We start from the raw sequence: 13511 nt of genomic DNA on the forward strand, positions 1-13511 counted from the left end.
TCCTGTTTCTAAGCGGCCAGAGCCAGATCAGGTGCGGGAGCGGGGAGTTCTTCTTCGGCGAGACGTTCGGTCTTGGCCCAGGCCTGGCGGCCGGTGGCCTGGCGGGCGATGGCCCGGTAGGTGGCGACGAGACCGAGGAGCAGGAACGCGGGGTAGGCCAGGGCGGCGATGAAGAGCCGCCGGACGGTCTCGTCGCGGAGCCGGTAGCGGTGCACCAGCGCCCAGACGAAGCCGGGGAACCAGGTGACGCCGAGCCAGACGCCGGCACTGGCCAGCAGGTCGTGCCACCGCGGCAGGAACGGGAACGGGTGGCCGAGGGCCAGGCCGGCCGCGGCGACCGCGACCGCCGCGGTCATGAAGACCGTGACCAGCGCGTTGATCCACGGGGAGAACAGGTAGTGCAGCACCTCGGCCAGCGAGGTCAGGCCGATCCGCTTCGAGGTGACCAGCGAGCGCAGGTAGCGGGCGCACTGCAGGTTGCCCTGGGCCCAGCGGGTGCGCTGCCGGGTCAGCCGGCGGACGTCGACCACGGCCTGCTGGGTGACCGAGGCGTGCGAGGTGTAGCGGATGCCGACGCCGTCCAGGTGCATCCGCAGGCCCAGCTCGAGGTCCTCGACCAGGCAGGCCGACCAGGGCGCGTCGCCCAGGGCCAGCAGCGCCGACAGCCGGGTGAACTGGCCGTTGCCGCCGAGGCCGACGGTGTCGAGCCGGTCGCGCAGCGTCTGGCAGGCGTTCACGATCGTCGCGAACTCCAGATCCTGCACTGCGCCGAGGAGCTTGTTGCGGTTGCGGATGCGGACCTGCACCTGCACCGCGCCGATGGCCGTGTCGCGCAGCATCCGGGACACCTCGAGCAGGATGTTGCGGCTGCCCTGGCCGTCGCCGTCGATGATGCCGAGGACGACCTTGTCCGGGCTGATGCCGGCCTGCGCGGTCTGCTCGGCGATGTAGCGGTAGGCGGCGTTGAGCGCCTCGCCCTTGCCCTTGCGGGCCTCCGGCAGTTCGCGGCGCATGACGTGCAGGCGGGGGTGGTCGATCGCGGCCAGCACGTCCGGGGTGCCGTCGTCCGAACCGTCGTCGACGACCAGCACGCGGGCCAGCGTGTTACCGGGGCCGCTCAGTCCGAGCGCGGCCTTGACCGTGTTGCCGACGACGACCTCTTCGTTCAGCGCCGGCACGATGATCCAGAAGTGCTCGGGGGTGCCGTCGCCGTTGCGCAGCGACCTGGCCACCACGTCCCGGCGGCGGGAGGCCACGTAGCGGACCGCCAGCGTCACCAGCGCGACCGTCGAGATCGGCCAGGACAGCATGACCGCGTAACCGGCGACGAGGACGAACCATCCTGCCGTCATCGGTCACCTCCACCTTGTCACTCGTTGTGATGTCGCCCGTCTGCGGAAGACCGCGTTTCGGGCACATCTGGACAATACGAAGTGACGCAGCGTGAAACAAGGTCGGTTGACCGAGCGTCACAGCAACTCGTCCAAACGGCCTAACTCAGACATCTCAGGCAGATGTTTAGGGTCGAAACCGGGCGTTCTCCGCGAAGTTAGAGCCAGCCGGCGGCGGGCCACGATGTCACTCCGCGTGTTGTTCGCGTTCCGGACTGCGGTGCCGGTGCGGTTTCACTTAGCGTGGCTGTCATGGACTTCCACGCCGCCACCGACTTCGTGACGACCCACGCCCGTACGCTCGAGCGCCGTCGCCTGTCCCGCCTGCTCGGCGACGACCCGGCCGACGGGGTGCTCGCCGCCCTCGACGGCTTCGGCAATCCCGGCGGCGGGTACGGCTGGGCCCTGGAGCCCGACCTGCGCTCCGCGACCAGTCAGCCCGTGGCCGCCATGCACGCCCTCGAAGTGCTGGCCGAGGTCGGCGACACCGGCGGCCGCGGTCCCGGGTTGTGCGACTGGCTCGCCGCGATCAGCCGGCCCGACGGCGGGGTCCCGTTCGCGCTGCCCTACTCCGACACCGAGGGCAGCGCCGGGCACTGGGCCTCGGCCGACCCGGCCGCCTCGTCCCTGCAGATGACCAGCCAGCTGGCCGCGCAGGCGCACCGCCTGGCCCGGCATCACGCCGAGATCGCCCGGCACCCCTGGCTGGCCGCGGCCACCACCTACTGCCTCGACGCGATCGAACGGATGGGCCCGGAACCGGCCGCGCACGAGCTGATGTTCGTCATGCAGTTCCTGGACGCCGTCGCCGAGAGTGATCCGCGCGCGATGCCGCTGCTGGAGAAGACCGCTCAGCTCGTACGCGTCGACGGGCCCACGCCGGTCGCGGGCGGCGCCGAGGGCGAGGTGCTGCACCCGCTCGACTTCACCCCGCATCCGGGCGCGCCGTCCCGCGCCTTCTTCCACGCCGGCGCCATCGCCGCCGATCTCGAGCGCCTCGCCGGCACGCAACAGCCGGACGGTGGCTGGGCCATCAGCTTCGCCCCGCGCGGCCCGGCGGCCGCCCTGGAATGGCGCGGCTACGCCACCGTGCAGGCCGTCGCGACCCTGCGCGCGAACGGCGTCTGAGGTTGCGAATGCGAACGTAATCGTCTATGTCTGACCGGAAAACGTAAGTGGTTCGCCGGCGTTTCCGCTGATATGTTGGGCGACGTTCCATTCCGTTCCAGGCAGGGTGTCCCTTTTCAGTGCAACCGTCCATTGAGGTCGAGTCAATCGCCCTCGAAACTAGCGACTCCGAGGTCGCCGCGGAATTCGCCAACGGGATTGCGCCACATCAGGCGAAAATCACCTTCGACAATCCGCGCGAAGTGAAATTTCGTTTCCGCAGCGCAACGGTCGGGGAATTCGGCGCCGATATCGCACACGCCTCCGGTGTGCGGTATCTCTCCACCGGCGACCCGATCGACTACCTGCTCGGCGGCGTGATCCTGGACGGTACGGTGCGCCTGCGGTCGGGCCGGCAGGAGGCCCGGCTGGCCCGCGACGACGCGTTCCTCTACCCGATCGGGGCCGCCTGCACCGGCGACGGCCACGGGCCCGCGCTGGCCGACGTGCGGGTGCCGATGGACGTCATCCGGGAACTGGCCGCCGAAACCACCGGCCTGGAACCGGATTTCACGTCGCTCGCCCCGGTATCGCCGGGGATGGGACGGTACTGGTCGGCCGTCGTGGCCGGCGTCACCCGCCAGCTGGCCGTGCCCGGTCTGGTCCTGCCGGCGCTGCTGGCCGAGCAGATGCTGCGCTTCGTCGGGGCCGGGGCGCTCGCCGTCTTCCCGAACACGACAATGACCGCGGCCCGCTTTCCGCCGGCCGGCCGAACAACGCCCGCGGTCGTTCGCCGGGCTCAGGCGTGTATCGAGGCGAACGCTGATCAGCCATTACGCCTGTCCGACGTCGCGGCCGCCAGTGGGGTGGGCGTGCGGGCCCTTCAACTCGCGTTCCGGCGGCACCTCGGCACCACCCCGATGGCCTATTTGCGGCGCGTGCGGCTTCAGCACGTACGGGTCGATCTGCGGGCCGCCGTTCCCGGAGACAATACGACCGTGGCGGCGACCGCGCGGCGCTGGGGTTTCGGCAATCTGAGCCGTTTCGCGGGCGAATACCGCGACGAATTCGGCGAGCTGCCGAGCCGTACTCTCGGCAGCCGCCCGCGCGCCTAGGATCAGACTTCCAGCAGCACCTTGTCGCGCAGTTCACCACGTTCGAGCCGGGCGTGCACCGTGGCCGCCTCGCTCAGCGGTGCCACCACCTGCGGGCGCAGGGTCAGCTCGCCGGACGCCAGCCGGTCCATCACCGACCGCAGCGCGGGGACGACACCCGCCGCGACGATGTTCGACAGGGTCACGCCCAGTTGCGGACCGCGCGGGTCGGACAGGGTGATGACCCGTCGCGGCCCACCGGCGAGCGCCACCGCGGCGGCGAGGTCGCTGCGCCCGGAGGCGTCGAACACCGCATCCGCCGGGTGCGCGAACGGATCGGCGTAGTCGACCGGTGTCGCCCCGAGCGGACCGACGAGCGCGAAGTCGGACGGGCGTACGGCGGAAACGACTTTCACCCCGCGGGCCACGGCGAGCTGGGTCGCGATCAGGCCGACCGAACCGGCCCCGCCCAGCAGCAGCATCGTCTCGCCCGGACGGACGGCGAGCTCGTCGACGACCCGTACGGCCGCCTCGCCCGACGCGGGCAGAGCCGCGGCGTCGGCCCAGGCCACCGTGGCCGGTTTGCGCACCCAGTAGTCGGCGACGGCCAGTTCGGCGTAACCCCCGAGACGCGGCAGCAGAACCGCCACCTCGTCCCCGGCCGCGACATCGGTCACATCGGGGCCGGTGCTCTCGACGACGCCCGCCGCCTCGAACCCCAGCACCGTGCCGGATGTGGCCGGAAACACCGCTTGCAGATGCCCGGCCCGGATCGCCAGATCGGTCGGCCCGACCCCCGCGAACCGCACCGCGACCCGGATCTGCCCGGGGCCCGGCGCGGGCACGTCGACGTCGGCGAGGCGCAACATCTCGGGCGGCCCGTAGCCGTCGAGGACAACCGCTCTGGTCATAGGACGGACACTATGCCGCGCCCGGCCGAGCCGAGGGATCCTGTGACGATGGACATCGTCGGCATCGGCGCGCTCAACCTCGACCTCATCGTCGACTCGGCCTCGGTCGCGGGGGTGGCGGCGCGCTGGGAGCCGGGCATCGAGCATCGCGTCGACGATCCGGCGATCATGTCGGCGCTGCTCGACGAGGTGCGGGTGGCCCGGCCGGCGATCGCGTTCGGCGGGTCGGCCTTCAACTCCATCAACGCCCTTTCCCGTACGGGGTCAGGCCTGCGCCTGGGCTACGTCGGCGTGGCCGGGCGTCCGGCCGCGCCCGGCTTCTCGGTGCTCGACCGGCTCGACGAACTCGGTGTCGACCGCCAGTTCGTCCGCCGCGACGACGAACACCTGGGCGGCGTCTGCGTCTCGCTGCTCAACGACGGCGAGCGGACTCTCATCACGCACGCGGGAGCTAACCGCCACCTGACGCTCGACGGCGTGGTGCCCTATCTCACGCGGAGCCGCCTGATCCACGTCACGTCCTTCTTCGACGACCGCAGTCCCGCCCTGCTCCGGGCCGTGCTGGCCGACGTCAAGCGGCTTGCCCCGGCCGTACTGGTGTCGGTCGACCCCGGACACGTCTGGTCCGCCTCGACCGACCCGGACGTGGCCGGCATCCTCCGGCTCGCCGACTACGTGCTGGTCAACCGGCGCGAGCGGGACGCGCTGGCCCACCTCGAGCTGGACGAGACGATGCTGGTCAAACGCCCGGACGGCATCGAGATCGTCCCCGGCGGCAACGTCGCGCACGAGCCGTTGCCCGCCGGCGAGATCGTGGACGCCACCGGCGCCGGCGACGTGTTCGCGGCCGGGCCGCTGCTGATGCTCGCCCGCGACCCCGGCCGCCTGGCCGACGGGGTGGCGCTGGGCCTGCGGCTGGCCCGGCACAGCCTGCGCCACCCCGGCGACACGGGCCACGACGGCTTCGCCGCGCTGAGAAGCGGCATGCTCGGCGAGTGAGCGACCACGTCGGCCGGGGTCTGGCCGCAGGCCGCGCTCGACCTGCTACGCCGGGTCCAGGCGGATCGTCAGGCCGGCGACCGCCGGGCCGACGACCGAGCCGACGATGCGCGGGCCGTAACGGTCGTATTTGCCGTGGTAGGCGCGGTCGAGACCGGCGCCTGTGGACGGGTCGGCGTCGGCGAAGGTGACGTCGCGCTCGACGCCGGCCGCTCGCACCCGGCCGGCGCCGCTGGAACGCGCCCGCCGGTACCAGCCGTTGCCGGAACCGTAGGCGCTGCGGACGTACAGGGCGTCGCCGTCGCGGACCACCCAGATCGTCACGTACGGGCGCAGGCTGCCGTCCGCGCGCCGCGAGCTGAGCTGCAACTCGTCGGCGTCACCGATGCGACGCAGCTCGCCGGGATCCCAAGAAGTCATGCACCAAACGTAGGCACGCCCCGACCGGCGAAGGAGGTACTGCCGGTACACCCCATGACAGGAACTCCCCGGGGATCGGGTGCTGCGCTTTGCTCGTACGGGAAACGATTTTGTTGAGGAGAAGCATCATGCGTGGAGCTGTCCTGCACGGGCCCGGCGACGTCCGGGTCGAGAACCGGCCGGATCCGCGGATCGAGCAGCCCACCGACGCCGTCCTCCGGCTGTCCGCCACCTGCGTCTGCGGGTCGGACCTGTGGCCGTACCGGGGAATCCAGAAGATGGACGGCCCGGCGCCGATGGGCCATGAGTACGTCGGCATCGTCGAGGCCGTCGGCGCGGAGGTGACCAGTGTGCGGCCGGGGCAGTTCGTGGTCGGCTCGTTCTGGGCCTCCGACAACACCTGCGAGATCTGCCGGGCCGGCTACCAGTCCGGTTGCGTGCATCGGGTGCCGATGGGTTCGCTCGGCTCCCAGGCCCAATACCTGCGGGTGCCCCTGGCCGACGGCACCCTGGTCGCCACCCCGGAGGTACCCCCGGCCGAACTGATCCCGAGCTATCTGGCCGCCTCGGACGTGCTCGGCACCGGCTGGTTCGCGGCCACCGCGGCCGAGGCCGGACCGGGAAAGACGGTGGCGGTGGTGGGTGACGGCGCGGTCGGGCTGCTCGCCGTGCTGGCGGCCAGGCAGCTGGGCGCCGAACGGGTCATCGCGATGAGCCGGCACGAGAGCCGGCAGAAGCTGGCGCTCGACTTCGGCGCGACCGACATCGTTGCCGAACGCGGTGACGAGGGAGTCGCGCGCATCAAGGAGCTGACCGGCGGACTGGGCGCGCACTCGGTGATCGAGGCGGTCGGCACCCAGGAGTCGATGATGCAGGCGATCCGCTCGACCCGGCCGGGCGGGCACGTGGGCTACGTCGGCGTCACCCACGACGTGAACCTGCCCGGCATGGAGATGTTCTTCTCGCTGGTGCACCTGCACGGCGGTCCGGCCCCGGTCCGCCGGTTCCTGCCCGATCTGATCGAACTGATCGGCGACGGCACCATCGAGCCGGGCCGGGTGTTCGACCTCGAGCTGCCGCTGGAGCAGGCCGACGACGGCTACCGCGCGATGGACGAGCGCCGCGCCGTCAAGACGCTGCTCCGCCCGTAAGATCCTGTTTCACGAACTTCGTCGTAGGAGAGAACCATTCTTACCGTCAACGCCATCGCGGCACCCTCGGCCACCGGCTCGCTCGTCCGCACGACGATCGAGCGCCGTGACGTCGGCCCGCGCGATGTTCTGATCGAGATCCGGTACGCCGGCATCTGCCACTCCGACATCCACACGGTTCGCGGCGAGTGGGGCGACGTGGCCTACCCGCTCACCGTCGGCCACGAGATCGTCGGCCGGGTGGCCGAGGTCGGCGCCGAGGTCACCCGGCACGCCGTGGGCGACCGGGTCGGTGTCGGCTGCATGGTCAACTCGTGCCGCGAGTGCGAGAACTGCCGGGCCGGCATGGAGCAGTACTGCCTGCCGGGCAACACCGGCACGTACGCCGCGGTCGATCGCGACGGCACCATCACGCAGGGCGGCTATTCGACCCACGTGGTGGTCGACGAGGACTTCGTGCTGCGGGTTCCCGAGGCCATCCCGTACGAGAAAGCCGCCCCTCTGCTCTGTGCCGGCATCACCACCTATTCGCCGCTGTCGCACTGGAAGGCCGGGCCGGGCACCCGGGTCGCCGTCGTCGGCATGGGCGGACTGGGTCACATGGCCGTCAAGATCGCGGCGGCCAAGGGGGCCGAGGTGACGGTGCTGTCGCAGACGCTGGGCAAGAAGGACGACGGGCTGGCCTTCGGCGCGGCGCACTACTACGCCACCAGCGACCCGGACACGTTCGACAAGCTGAGGAACACGTTCGACCTGATCGTGAACACGGTCAGCGCGCCGATCGACATGCACGCCTACCTGTCGATGCTGCGCCTGGACGGCACCCTGGTCAGCGTCGGAGCGCCGCCCGAACCGCTGCCGGTGCAGGTGTTCACCCTGTTCGGCAACCGGCGGTCGTTCGCCGGGTCGGGCATCGGGAGCATCGCCGAGACCCAGGAGATGCTCGACTTCTGCGCCGAGCACGACATCGCGCCGGAGATCGAGCTGATCACCGCCGGCGAGGTCAACGCGGCGTACGACCGGGTGCTCAAGTCCGACGTGCGCTACCGCTTCGTGATCGACATCAACACCCTCTAATCGAGGGGAGCGGCGAACGTCCGGAACTCCCCGCGCCCGACGTGCTGCGCCCACACCAGATCGGCCAGCACGCCGGGCTCGTGGGACGGCTCGCCACCGCCGATGCCGCGCGGGATGATGACCTGGGCCACGTGGATCCCCTCGGGGCGCAGGGCATCATGCAACATTTCCGCGTACGCGGACTCGGCGGCGAACGCTACCGACGTGCCGGTGACGGCGGCCCGGGGCCGGACGGCGCTCGCCCCGTTCACCAGGACGATCGTGCCGCGACCCAGCGCCCGCATCCCCGGCAGCACCTGGTGGACCGCCGTGACCGGGCCGTACACGCTGGTCTCGATCGGTCCGATCAGGTCGCCGGCGGTGGTGTCGAGCACCGGCAGCATGAACTCGCGGGCCGGCCTGGGGCTGTACTGCAGCACCTCGACCGGCCCCGCTTGGGCGAGCGCGTTGCTCAGCGAAGCCGGATCACGCACATCGGCCGTGAATCCGGCGGCGGTGACACCCGACTCGCGCAGCTCGGCGGTCAGCCGGTCGAGGTTGTCCCGGCTGCGGGCGATCAGCGCCACGGAGAAGCCCTCGCGGCCGAAACGCCGGGCCACGGCCAGACCGAGGCCGGGTCCGGCGCCGATGATGGCGATGCTGGTCATCACATGCTCCTGGGGTCGGTGTCCTCGACCGTACGGGGATGATCGGAGCATGACACGTGTCTTCATCACCGGCTCGGCGGACGGGCTGGGCCGGCTGACCGCCGCGACCCTGCTCGGTGACGGGCACGAGGTGATCGTTCATGCGCGGAGCGAGGAGAGGCTTTCCGCCGTACGGGATCTGCTCGCTCTCGGTGCCGCCGGCGTGACCGGTGATCTGGCCGACCAGGAGCAGACGCGTTCGGTGGCCGACCAGGTCAACCGGCTCGGACCGGTCGACGCGGTGATCCACAACGCGGGCGTCTACCACGGCCGGTCGATCATGGCGGTCAACGTCGTGGCGCCCTATCTGCTCACCGCGCTGATCGACCGCCCGGCCCGGCTCGTCTATCTGACCAGCGGCATGCAGAGCGGCGGGCACGCCGACGTGAGCGCGGTCGGGACGGGGAGCTCCTATTCCGACAGCAAGCTGTTCGTCACCACTCTCGCGCTCGCGGTGGCGCGGCTCTGGCCCGAGGTGCGCAGCAACGCCGTCGACCCGGGCTGGGTGCCGACGAAGATGGGCGGACCGGGTGCGCCGGACGACCTGCGGCTCGGACATCTGACTCAGGAGTGGCTCGTCACCTCCCCCGTGGCTTCTACCGGCGGCTACTGGTACCACCAGCGGCAACGCGACCCGCACCCGGCGGCTCGTGACGTCGCTTTCCAGCAGAGCTTGCTGGACGAGCTCGCACGGCTGACCGGCACGCCGCTGCCCCTCGGCGCTGGGGGGTCATGACAGGGCCAGGCTGACGGCGGTGAAGGGGCCTAACCTGGGGTGCATGGCGATCGACAACCGCAGCGAGGTGCGCGACTTCCTCACGTCCCGCCGGGCGCGGATCAGCCCCGAGCAGGCCGGCATTCCGGCGTACGGGTCCCGTCGCGTCGCCGGTCTGCGCCGCGGTGAGGTGGCCGCGCTGGCCGGGGTGAGCGTCGAGTACTACACGCGCCTCGAGCGGGGCAATCTCGGCGGGGTCTCCGAAAGCGTGCTCGACGCGCTGGCCCGGGCTTTGCGGCTCGACGACACCGAGACCGCGCACCTGCACCAGCTGGCCCGGACCGCCGCGCCCGTCCCGGCCCGCGCCCGCGCCGCTGCCCGGGCCCGTCGCAGTGGACCGCCCGTGATCCGGCCCGCGGTGCGCCGGGTGCTCGACTCGATGGCCGGCGTCCCCGCGTTCCTGCGCGACTACCGCTACGACATCCTCGCGATGAATCCGCTGGCCCGGGCCCTCTACGCGCCGATGCTGGCCGCGAACCCCGAGCTGCCGGTGAATTCGGTGCGCTTCATCTTCCTCGACCCGGCGGCCCAGTCGTTCTACGCCGACTGGACCGACACAGCGCGCTCCTCGGTCGGCGCGCTGCGGACGGCCGCCGCCCGACATCCGGACGACCAGCGGCTGATGACGCTGATCGGCGAGCTGTCGATGCGCAGCGATCCGTTCCGCGGCTGGTGGGCGGCGCAAGACGTGTTCGTGCACCGGCACGGCACCAAGCGGTTCCGGCATCCGGTGATCGGGGAGCTCGAGGTGGCGTACGAGGGGCTCGAACTGCCCGGCGACGACGAGCTGACCGTCGTGACGTATTCCGCCGAGCCCGGCACGCCGTCCGGCGACGGGCTCGAGCTGCTGGCCGCCTGGTCCGCGACCCATGAGCAGGCGGAGATCAGCGGATAGGCGAGCCAATTCATCGATGCCCTTGACTGTCGTAGCCCCAGCCGGAACTCTGAACAAACCTTACTGATCAGAGTTCACGGAGGTTCGGGACATGCGGAAGCCGATGCTCGCGGTGGCCCTCTCGTTCGCGGCGCTGGTCGCGTCGGCCGGTGCGGCGCCGGCGAGTGCGGCCCGGCCCGGACACGGGCCCGCGCACGAGTGCGCGACCCCGTCGATCGACCGGTTGCAGCAGTGGCTGGCCAGCGGCGAGGGCACCACGATCCCGGCCACCGGCAGCATGCTGGTCCCGGCCCGCGGCGGGCGGGACTACGCGGCCCGGATCGAGTTCGTCGGTGCCGAATGGCACGTGGCCGTGGTCTGGCTCGGCAACGAGTTCGAGGCCCAGGCCGACCTCTCCCGGTCGGCCGGGTTCCGGCTCACCTACAGCGCCACCGACGACCTTTACGTGCAGCTGCGCCCGGCCTCGGTGTGGAGTGGCGGCGCCCAGTGGGCCACGAAGATTCCGTCGACCCACGGGCGTACGGTGACCCGGTTCTTCAGCCTCCGCCCGTCGGCCTGGAGTTTCGTGCCCGAGCTGGGCGAGCCGGCCCACCCGTTCGCCACCGCGGTCGGCGAGGCGCGCGGCCTGGTCTTCGTCGGCAAGACCGCCAACAAGATCGAGTTCCGCGGGCTGCGGATCGACCGGTACACCCCGCCCTGCCTCTGACTTTCCGGAACGGCTGAACTCGGCTCGAGGCGGCCGGAAGAATTCCCAGCATGCGCGTCGCCGCCGTCGTCTTCGTGGTTGCCGCCTGTGTCGCCGCTTTCGGTGCGGGCACGGGCGACACCGCGTTGCAGCAGCTGGCCGGCATGGTGACGATGGTGGCGCTGGCCGTGTGCGCCGCGCTGGCCGGCCGTTCCGTGCCGGGGAAGCTCCGGCTGGCCCTGGTCGCCTTCAGCCTGCTGCTGGCCGCCTCGGCCGTGGTCACTCTGCTGGCCGACCGCCTTCCCGTTCCCGATCTGCCGATCGACCCCATCGGCGGTTGTCCGACCGCCACGCCCGAGGCGACCGGCTACTGGCAGGACCAGCTCGCCTACGCCCGCCGGGCCGAGTTCCTGCGCTTCTTCGCCTTGGCGTGCGCTTTCCAGGCCGTACGGATGCTGCCCCGCCCGCCGCACCCCCGCTCCCGGCTCCGGCGTCTCATCCTGGCGTTGCCGCTCATCCCGTACGCGGCGATCGGGCTCTACCCGTTCCTGTCGGCCTCCGACGTCGCCGCCCTGCGCGGGCCCACCGCACCCGGCGTGCTCACCCTGGCCGCGGCGGTGGCGATCGCCGCGGTGGCCCCGACCCGCCTCGGCGAGCGCCCGGCCCACAGCCTCCCGCTCGTCGCCGGCGTCATCCTCACCGTGCTGCCCGCGATCGCCGCCGTCGGGACGCTGGCCTCCGCGTACGGGCAGATCCCGCAGCCGCCCGGCCCCGGCGTGCCCGCGCTGTGCTTCACCGCGGTGACCGTGTCCCCACCCGTGGCCGTGGACTTCTACCTTATCGGGATCACCGCACTGTTCCTGGCCGGCCCGGCCCTGTTCGCCTGGTCGGTGCTGCGCACGTGGCGGGTTTCCGAGCCGGCCGATCCCGAGCCGGCCGCTCGGTAGAGCAGGTCGTGCGGGTCAGGCCCAGCGCACCACGTCGTCGTGGCTCAGGCGGGGGAGACGGGGGAACCACGGGTTCTCGCCCGGGTGACCGATGTTGACCACCAGGATCGAGCGGTGCCGGCCGTCCGGGAAGAACTCGGCGTCCATCCCGTCCGGGTCGAAGCCGCTCATCGGTCCGGCGGCCAGCCCGGCCGCGCGGACGGCGAGGATGAAGTAGCCGGCCTGCAGGGTGGCGTTGAACGTGCCGGTCCCGTTCCGCTTCTCCGCGTCGGCCGCGAAGACGTCCTTCAGCTCGGGCCGGAACGGCAGGACGCGCGGGATGTGTTCGTGGAACCGGGTGTCCAGGGCCAGCACCGCCACCGCGGGCGCCGACGCCGTCTTGGCCCGGTTGCCCTCGTTCATGTGCTTGACCAGCCGGTCGCGGCCCTCGCCGGGGCGCACGTAGAGCACCCGCAACGGCTGGGTGTTGGCCGACGTGGGCGCCCACCGGGCCAGTTCCCAGATGGCCGACAGTTCGGCGTCGCTCACCGGGATGTCGGCGAACGTGTTGGCGGTGCGGGCGCCGGAGAACAGCAGGGCGTCGAGGCTGGTCACCGGGTCACCTCGACCAGGTTGCGCAGCACGTGCGGGCCGGGCGCCTCGATCAGCCGGCCACCCTCGTCGATGCGGCCCAGTCGCACGGGGGCCAGGCGGACATCGAGGCCGGCCCGGGCGAAGAGCTCGGCCAGCGCCGACCCGACGTTGCCGGTGCCGACGATTGCGGTGGTGGTCATGACCCGCCTCCAGGGATGGTTAACGTGTGAACCAAACCGTAGGCAGGCGGTGGTTCACATGTCAACCAACGGCTAGAGTGACGGACATGACCGAGGTGCGATGGCTGGACGAGCGCGAACAGCGGGCCTGGCGGAGCCTGATGGTGATGCAGGACGGGCTGTCCGAGTTCCTCGATCGCCAGTTGCGCACCCGCTGCGGGCTCTCCGACGCCGACTACCAGGTGCTCGCCCACCTGTCCGAGGCGCCGGACGGGCGGCTGCGGCCGTTCGCGCTCGGTGGCCTGCTGCGCTGGGAGAAGAGCCGGCTGTCGCAGCACCTGGGCCGGATGGAGAAGCGTGACCTGGTCGTGCGCGAGCGCTGCCTCACCGACCAGCGCGGTTCCGTCGTCGTGATCACCGGGCGGGGGCGTGAGCTGATCGAGGTGGCCGCGCCGCAGCATGTGGCCGACGTTCGCAGTGCGATCATCGACCTGCTCACCCCGGCCGAGATGCGGACCCTCGAGGCGGTCGGCGACAAGGTGCGGGCGCGGCTCGAGCAGCTGGAATCAGGAAATCCGGGAATCGACCCAACCGAATGAGACCGGCCCGCCGTCGGATACG

General features: G+C 71.4%; 16 protein-coding genes. 10 read left to right on the plus strand and 6 right to left on the minus strand.

Going from position 1 to position 13511, the window contains the following annotated elements; translation table 11 throughout:
- Positions 1-8 precede the first annotated feature (8 nt).
- Positions 9-1352 carry a glycosyltransferase gene (locus tag KOI35_RS10420; RefSeq protein WP_215785973.1) on the minus strand — a complete coding sequence of 448 codons (1344 nt, stop codon included), beginning with the start codon at positions 1350-1352 and terminating at the stop codon, positions 9-11.
- Between the two features lie 291 nt (positions 1353-1643).
- Between KOI35_RS10420 and KOI35_RS10425 the strand changes: the two genes are divergently transcribed.
- Entirely contained in the window at positions 1644-2519 is an 876-nt protein-coding gene (locus KOI35_RS10425; RefSeq protein ID WP_215785974.1) for a hypothetical protein, read from the plus strand.
- A 119-nt stretch (positions 2520-2638) separates the two neighbouring features.
- On the plus strand, positions 2639-3613 hold the full coding sequence (locus KOI35_RS48855; RefSeq protein WP_308120892.1) for an AraC family transcriptional regulator: 975 nt from the start codon (positions 2639-2641) through the stop codon (positions 3611-3613).
- A gap of 2 nt (positions 3614-3615) precedes the next feature.
- Here KOI35_RS48855 and KOI35_RS10435 read toward each other — a convergent pair whose 3' ends face one another.
- The gene (locus KOI35_RS10435; RefSeq protein ID WP_215785976.1) at positions 3616-4503 is read right to left on the minus strand and encodes an NADP-dependent oxidoreductase; all 888 of its coding nucleotides are present in this window, start codon (positions 4501-4503) and stop codon (positions 3616-3618) included.
- 48 nt (positions 4504-4551) lie between these two features.
- Between KOI35_RS10435 and KOI35_RS10440 the strand changes: the two genes are divergently transcribed.
- Positions 4552-5502, plus strand: a complete 951-nt coding sequence (locus tag KOI35_RS10440; RefSeq protein ID WP_215785979.1) for a PfkB family carbohydrate kinase — start codon at positions 4552-4554, stop codon at positions 5500-5502.
- A 45-nt stretch (positions 5503-5547) separates the two neighbouring features.
- On the opposite strand, the gene KOI35_RS10445 is transcribed toward KOI35_RS10440, so the two are convergent.
- The gene (locus KOI35_RS10445) at positions 5548-5922 is read right to left on the minus strand and encodes a DUF2255 family protein (RefSeq protein ID WP_215785980.1); all 375 of its coding nucleotides are present in this window, start codon (positions 5920-5922) and stop codon (positions 5548-5550) included.
- A gap of 128 nt (positions 5923-6050) precedes the next feature.
- Between KOI35_RS10445 and KOI35_RS10450 the strand changes: the two genes are divergently transcribed.
- Complete coding sequence (locus tag KOI35_RS10450) at positions 6051-7073, plus strand: zinc-dependent alcohol dehydrogenase family protein (RefSeq protein WP_215785983.1); 1023 nt, start codon at positions 6051-6053, stop codon at positions 7071-7073.
- Between the two features lie 36 nt (positions 7074-7109).
- Positions 7110-8150, plus strand: a complete 1041-nt coding sequence (locus KOI35_RS10455) for an NAD(P)-dependent alcohol dehydrogenase (protein ID WP_215786551.1) — start codon at positions 7110-7112, stop codon at positions 8148-8150.
- Here KOI35_RS10455 and KOI35_RS10460 read toward each other — a convergent pair.
- Complete coding sequence (locus tag KOI35_RS10460; protein ID WP_215785985.1) at positions 8147-8797, minus strand: SDR family NAD(P)-dependent oxidoreductase; 651 nt, start codon at positions 8795-8797, stop codon at positions 8147-8149. The two genes, KOI35_RS10455 and KOI35_RS10460, sit on opposite strands and share 4 nt — an antisense overlap.
- A gap of 49 nt (positions 8798-8846) precedes the next feature.
- Here KOI35_RS10460 and KOI35_RS10465 point away from each other — a divergent pair, with 49 nt between their 5' ends.
- From KOI35_RS10465 to KOI35_RS10480, 4 genes are all read left to right on the plus strand, one after another.
- The gene (locus tag KOI35_RS10465) at positions 8847-9572 is read left to right on the plus strand and encodes an SDR family NAD(P)-dependent oxidoreductase (protein WP_215785987.1); all 726 of its coding nucleotides are present in this window, start codon (positions 8847-8849) and stop codon (positions 9570-9572) included.
- Between the two features lie 43 nt (positions 9573-9615).
- On the plus strand, positions 9616-10506 hold the full coding sequence (locus KOI35_RS10470; protein WP_246612872.1) for a helix-turn-helix transcriptional regulator: 891 nt from the start codon (positions 9616-9618) through the stop codon (positions 10504-10506).
- Between the two features lie 91 nt (positions 10507-10597).
- A complete protein-coding gene (locus KOI35_RS10475; protein WP_215785988.1) occupies positions 10598-11212 on the plus strand; it encodes a hypothetical protein in 615 nt (204 codons plus the stop codon).
- Positions 11213-11262: 50 nt separating this feature from the next.
- The gene (locus tag KOI35_RS10480; protein WP_215785990.1) at positions 11263-12138 is read left to right on the plus strand and encodes a hypothetical protein; all 876 of its coding nucleotides are present in this window, start codon (positions 11263-11265) and stop codon (positions 12136-12138) included.
- Positions 12139-12153: 15 nt separating this feature from the next.
- On the opposite strand, the gene KOI35_RS10485 is transcribed toward KOI35_RS10480, so the two are convergent.
- A complete protein-coding gene (locus KOI35_RS10485) occupies positions 12154-12732 on the minus strand; it encodes a malonic semialdehyde reductase (protein ID WP_215785992.1) in 579 nt (192 codons plus the stop codon).
- The gene (locus KOI35_RS10490; RefSeq protein WP_215785994.1) at positions 12729-12911 is read right to left on the minus strand and encodes a 3-hydroxyacyl-CoA dehydrogenase NAD-binding domain-containing protein; all 183 of its coding nucleotides are present in this window, start codon (positions 12909-12911) and stop codon (positions 12729-12731) included. Before KOI35_RS10490 ends, KOI35_RS10485 begins: the two co-directional genes overlap by 4 nt.
- Before the next feature lie 86 nt (positions 12912-12997).
- Here KOI35_RS10490 and KOI35_RS10495 point away from each other — a divergent pair, with 86 nt between their 5' ends.
- Positions 12998-13489, plus strand: coding sequence for a MarR family winged helix-turn-helix transcriptional regulator (locus KOI35_RS10495; protein WP_215785996.1), 492 nt, complete (start codon positions 12998-13000; stop codon positions 13487-13489).
- Positions 13490-13511: the final 22 nt, after the last annotated feature.

This window comes from Paractinoplanes bogorensis, assembly GCF_018829635.1.
Taxonomy (GTDB): domain Bacteria; phylum Actinomycetota; class Actinomycetes; order Mycobacteriales; family Micromonosporaceae; genus Actinoplanes; species Actinoplanes bogorensis.

Bases quoted from the DNA above. Each gene is read 5' to 3' on its own strand.
- KOI35_RS10460 (WP_215785985.1), bottom strand. From the start codon at position 8,797: ATGACCAGCATCGCCATCATCGGCGCCGGACCCGGCCTCGGTCTGGCC.
- KOI35_RS10480 (WP_215785990.1), top strand. From the start codon at position 11,263: ATGCGCGTCGCCGCCGTCGTCTTCGTGGTTGCCGCCTGTGTCGCCGCT.
- KOI35_RS10420 (WP_215785973.1), bottom strand. From the start codon at position 1,352: ATGACGGCAGGATGGTTCGTCCTCGTCGCCGGTTACGCGGTCATGCTG.
- KOI35_RS10470 (WP_246612872.1), top strand. From the start codon at position 9,616: ATGGCGATCGACAACCGCAGCGAGGTGCGCGACTTCCTCACGTCCCGC.
- KOI35_RS10445 (WP_215785980.1), bottom strand. From the start codon at position 5,922: ATGACTTCTTGGGATCCCGGCGAGCTGCGTCGCATCGGTGACGCCGAC.
- KOI35_RS10495 (WP_215785996.1), top strand. From the start codon at position 12,998: ATGACCGAGGTGCGATGGCTGGACGAGCGCGAACAGCGGGCCTGGCGG.
- KOI35_RS10425 (WP_215785974.1), top strand. From the start codon at position 1,644: ATGGACTTCCACGCCGCCACCGACTTCGTGACGACCCACGCCCGTACG.
- KOI35_RS10490 (WP_215785994.1), bottom strand. From the start codon at position 12,911: ATGACCACCACCGCAATCGTCGGCACCGGCAACGTCGGGTCGGCGCTG.
- KOI35_RS10475 (WP_215785988.1), top strand. From the start codon at position 10,598: ATGCGGAAGCCGATGCTCGCGGTGGCCCTCTCGTTCGCGGCGCTGGTC.
- KOI35_RS10435 (WP_215785976.1), bottom strand. From the start codon at position 4,503: ATGACCAGAGCGGTTGTCCTCGACGGCTACGGGCCGCCCGAGATGTTG.
- KOI35_RS10450 (WP_215785983.1), top strand. From the start codon at position 6,051: ATGCGTGGAGCTGTCCTGCACGGGCCCGGCGACGTCCGGGTCGAGAAC.
- KOI35_RS10465 (WP_215785987.1), top strand. From the start codon at position 8,847: ATGACACGTGTCTTCATCACCGGCTCGGCGGACGGGCTGGGCCGGCTG.
- KOI35_RS10440 (WP_215785979.1), top strand. From the start codon at position 4,552: ATGGACATCGTCGGCATCGGCGCGCTCAACCTCGACCTCATCGTCGAC.